We start from the raw sequence: 3,445 nt of genomic DNA, 5'->3' as shown, positions 1-3,445 counted from the left end.
ATGCGGATTATCGTAACGGGCGGGTGCGGGTTCATCGGATCGGCGGTGGTGCGCCGGCTGATCGGGTTCACGGGACATCAGGTGGTCAATGTGGACTGCCTGACCTACGCGGCGTCGGCGGCCTCGACGGCGGGGGTGGCGTCGGACCCGCGCTACCGCCATGTGCGGGCCGACATCTGCGACGGGGCGGCGCTGCGCGCGATCCTGGCGGCGCATCGTCCCGATGCGGTGATGCATCTGGCGGCGGAAAGCCATGTCGACCGGTCGATCGACGGGCCCGGCGCCTTCGTGCGGACCAACGTCGTGGGCACCTGCACGCTGCTGGAGGCCGTGCGGGAATACTGGTCGGGCCTGGATGCGGCGCGGCGCGCGGCCTTCCGCTTCCACCATGTCTCGACCGACGAGGTGTTCGGCACGCTCGGCCCCGGCGACGCCCCCTTCACCGAGGCCATGCCCTATGATCCGCGCAGCCCCTATTCCGCCACCAAGGCGGCGTCGGACCATCTGGTGCGGGCCTGGCAGCATACCTACGGCCTGCCGGCCTTCGTCACCAACACCACCAACAATTACGGCTTCTGGCACTTCCCGGAAAAGCTGATCCCGCTGGTGATCCTCAACGCCATCGCCGGCCGGCCCCTGCCGGTCTATGGCGACGGCGCCAACCTGCGCGACTGGCTGTTCGTCGACGACCATGCCGAGGCCCTGGTCCTGGCTCTGGAACGCGGCCGGCCGGGGGAGACCTACGCCATCGGCGCCCGCCAGCCCCGCACCAACCTGGACGTGGTCCGCGCCATCTGCCGCGAACTGGACGATCTGCTGCCCGACCCGGCCGGCCCCCGCGCGCGCCTGATCCACCATGTCCCCGACCGGCCCGGGCACGATTTCCGCTACGAGATCGACCCGTCGCGGGCCGAGGCCGCGCTGGGCTGGACCGCGCGCCACGATTTCGAAACCGGCATCCGCCGCACGGTGCGCTGGTATCTGGAACATCGCGACTGGTGGACCGCCCTGCAGGACCGCCATGACAGCGACCGGCGGCTGGGCGTCGCCCCCGCAGGGGTGGCGGCGTGAGCGCGCCCGTGAATGGCGCCGGAAACGGCACGGCAATCGAGCCTCCGATGAAGGGCATCCTGCTGGCCGGCGGGTCGGGCACGCGCCTGCATCCGATGACGCTGGCGGCCAGCAAGCAGTTGCTGCCCGTCTACGACAAGCCGATGATCTTCTACCCGCTGTCGACGCTGATGCTGGCGGGCATCCGCGACATCATGATCATCTCGACCCCCGCCGACCTGCCGCAGTTCGAGCGCCTGCTGGGCGACGGGTCGCATTACGGCGTGCGCTTCACCTATCGCGTGCAGCCCACGCCCGACGGCATCGCCCAGGCTTTCCTGATCGCCGGCGACTGGCTGGACGGCGCACCCTGCGCGCTGGCGCTGGGCGACAACCTGATCTTCGCCGACCATCTGGGGGTGCTGCTGCGCGCGGCGGCGCGGCGGACCGAGGGGGCGACGGTGTTCGCCTACCAGGTCCGCGACCCCGAACGCTATGGCGTGGTCGCCTTCGACGAGGACGGGCGGGCCTGCGACCTGGTCGAGAAACCCGACCAGCCGCCCTCGCACTGGGCGGTCACCGGCCTGTATTTCTACGATGCCCGCGTCGGCGACCTGGCCCGCCGGATCCGGCCCTCGCCCCGCGGCGAGCTGGAGATCACCGACCTCAACCGGATCTATCTGGAAGAGGGCTCGCTGCATGTCGAACGGCTGGGCCGGGGCTGCGCCTGGCTGGACGCCGGCATGCCCGACAGCCTGATGCAGGCCGGGCTGTTCGTGCAGACCATCCAGTCCCGCCAGGGCATGCTGGTCGGCTCGCCCGGCGAGGTCGCCTTCCGCATGGGCTATATCGACGCCGCCCAGCTGCGCGTCATTGCCGCGACCATGGGCAAGACCGAACTGGGCCGCCTGCTGCGGGACCTGGCGGACGGCGAGGTCGTCCGATGAAGACCGAACGGCTGGCCATTCCCGATATCGTCCTGCTCACCCCGCAGCGCTTCGGGGACGAACGGGGGTTCTTCTCGGAAACCTACAACGCCGCGCGCATGGCGGCGGCGGGGATGACCGCCGTCTTCGTGCAGGACAATCACAGCCTGTCGCGCCGGCGCGGCGTGGTGCGCGGCCTGCATTGCCAGGTGCCGCCCCACCCGCAGGGCAAGCTGGTGCGCTGCACGCGCGGCGCGATCTGGGACGTGGCGGTCGATGCCCGGCAGGGATCGCCCAGCTTCGGGCAATGGGTCGCCGCCGAACTGACCGAGGACAACGGGTCGCAGCTGTGGATCCCGGCGGGCTTCCTGCACGGGTTCTGCACCCTGACCGACGACGCCGAGGTGCAGTATAAATGTACCGACGTCTGGAACCGCGACTGCGAACGGTCGGTCCGCTGGGACGACCCGGCGCTGGGCATCGCCTGGCCGGTGGCGCCCGCCGATGCCGTCCTGTCGGACAAGGACGCCGCCGCCGCGCCCTTCGCCGCCGTGCGGGGCTGGTTCTGATGGCCATGACCCCGATCCTGGTGATCGGCCGGTCCGGCCAGCTCGCCACCGCGCTGGCGCGGTCCGGCCATCCCGGCCTGCGCTGTGTCGGACGGCCGGACCTCGATTTCGACCGGCCGGAGACGCTGGACATCACGATGGAGGGGGCGCCCGCGATCGTGGTCAACGCCGCCGCCTGGACGGCGGTGGACGCGGCCGAGGACGACGTGGCCGGGGCCGAGCGCGCGAACCGCGACGGCCCGGCCCTGCTGGCCCGGCTATGCGCCGCGCGCGGCATCCCGCTGATCCATGTCTCGACCGACTACGTGTTCGACGGCGCCAAGGGCGCCCCCTACCGCGAGGACGACCCGATCGCGCCGCACACCGTCTACGGCCGCAGCAAGGCCGAAGGCGAACGGGCGGTGCTGGCCGCCCATGACCGCGCGATCGTGCTGCGCACGGCCTGGGTCTATTCGCCGTACGGGCGGAATTTCGTGCGCACCATGCTGGACGCCGGGGCGAAGCACCCGACCCTGCGGGTGGTGGACGACCAGCACGGCAACCCGACCAGCGCGGACGATCTGGCCCGGGCGATCCTGGACATCGTGGCCGCGATCGGCGCCACCGGATGGCGCGACGATTATGCCGGGGTCTTCCATGCCGCCGGCGCCGGCGCCACCACCTGGCACGGCCTGGCCACCGCCGCGCTGGAGGACCCGGCACGCCGGGGACAGCCGATGCCGGACATCCTCCCCATCGCCACCGCCGACTGGCCGACCCCCGCCCCCCGGCCCCGGGATTCCCGCCTGAACTGCGACCGGCTCTACCGGACCTTCGGCATTCGCCTGCCCTATTGGCGCGACAGCCTCGCCCGCACCGTCTCGGCCCTCGTGGCCGACACCCCCACGCCCTAGAGCGGCC

4 protein-coding genes are annotated in these 3,445 nt (G+C 71.6%); all 4 read left to right on the top strand.

The annotated features are described in order from the left end of the window. From rfbB to rfbD, 4 genes are read left to right on the top strand one after another with little or no spacing between them, the layout of a single operon-like run. Entirely contained in the window at positions 1-1,071 is a 1,071-nt protein-coding gene (gene rfbB, locus HLH34_RS18990; RefSeq protein WP_183121121.1) for a dTDP-glucose 4,6-dehydratase, read from the top strand. Between the two features lie 47 nt (positions 1,072-1,118). Then, the gene (gene rfbA / locus HLH34_RS18985) at positions 1,119-1,997 is read left to right on the top strand and encodes a glucose-1-phosphate thymidylyltransferase RfbA (RefSeq protein ID WP_183121122.1); all 879 of its coding nucleotides are present in this window, start codon (positions 1,119-1,121) and stop codon (positions 1,995-1,997) included. Next, positions 1,994-2,545: a dTDP-4-dehydrorhamnose 3,5-epimerase gene (gene rfbC / locus HLH34_RS18980; RefSeq protein WP_183121120.1), complete on the top strand. Its 552-nt coding sequence runs from the start codon at positions 1,994-1,996 to the stop codon at positions 2,543-2,545. Before rfbA ends, rfbC begins: the two co-directional genes overlap by 4 nt. Continuing rightward, positions 2,545-3,438 carry a dTDP-4-dehydrorhamnose reductase gene (gene rfbD, locus HLH34_RS18975; protein WP_183121119.1) on the top strand — a complete coding sequence of 298 codons (894 nt, stop codon included), beginning with the start codon at positions 2,545-2,547 and terminating at the stop codon, positions 3,436-3,438. The genes rfbC and rfbD overlap by 1 nt, the downstream gene beginning before the upstream one ends. Positions 3,439-3,445: the final 7 nt, after the last annotated feature.

The organism is Gluconacetobacter azotocaptans (assembly GCF_014174355.1).
In the GTDB taxonomy this organism is placed as follows: domain Bacteria; phylum Pseudomonadota; class Alphaproteobacteria; order Acetobacterales; family Acetobacteraceae; genus Gluconacetobacter; species Gluconacetobacter azotocaptans.
The sequence above is the reverse complement of the archived record's forward strand: the minus strand, read 5'-3'. Positions and strand labels throughout refer to the sequence as shown.

Excerpts from the sequence above, each read along its gene's own strand:
- rfbB (WP_183121121.1), top strand. The coding sequence starts at position 1 with ATGCGGATTATCGTAACGGGCGGGTGCGGGTTCATCGGATCGGCGGTG.
- rfbA (WP_183121122.1), top strand. The coding sequence starts at position 1,119 with ATGAAGGGCATCCTGCTGGCCGGCGGGTCGGGCACGCGCCTGCATCCG.
- rfbC (WP_183121120.1), top strand. The coding sequence starts at position 1,994 with ATGAAGACCGAACGGCTGGCCATTCCCGATATCGTCCTGCTCACCCCG.
- rfbD (WP_183121119.1), top strand. The coding sequence starts at position 2,545 with ATGGCCATGACCCCGATCCTGGTGATCGGCCGGTCCGGCCAGCTCGCC.